This window comes from Streptococcus oralis (genome assembly GCF_001578945.1).
In the GTDB taxonomy this organism is placed as follows: Bacteria; Bacillota; Bacilli; order Lactobacillales; family Streptococcaceae; genus Streptococcus; species Streptococcus oralis_Q.
In genome coordinates this window covers 1-361 of sequence record NZ_KQ969635.1, presented here as the reverse complement: position 1 = coordinate 361, position 361 = coordinate 1, and the positions used below count along the sequence as shown (strand labels likewise).

General features: G+C 48.2%; 1 pseudogene. It reads left to right on the top strand.

Annotated elements, in window-relative coordinates:
• Positions 1-184, top strand: a pseudogene (locus SORDD16_RS12115) (hypothetical protein); the annotation flags it as partial.
• Between the last annotated feature and the right edge of the window lie 177 nt (positions 185-361).

Below are 361 nucleotides of genomic sequence, written 5' to 3'. Positions count from 1 at the left end.
GATTGATGCACTTACGCTGTTGCTCAAGCTGGTGCTTGCGGATACTGAAGCACTGATTGACGCTGACACGCTGTTGCTCAAGCTGGTACTTGCTGATTCAGATGCACTGATTGATGCTGATACGCTAGTGCTCAAGCTTGTACTTGCTGATTGGCTCGCAGATACAGACGCTGAAGCACTTTGACTTGAGCTTACTGATGCGCTAGCACTTTGGCTTGAGCTTACTGATGCGCTAGCACTTTGACTTGCAGATACTGATGCTGAAGCTGATTGGCTTGAGCTTACTGATGCTGAAGCTGATTGACTTGCAGATACAGACGCTGAAGTGCTTTGGCTAGCTGATACTGATGCGCTAGCTGAT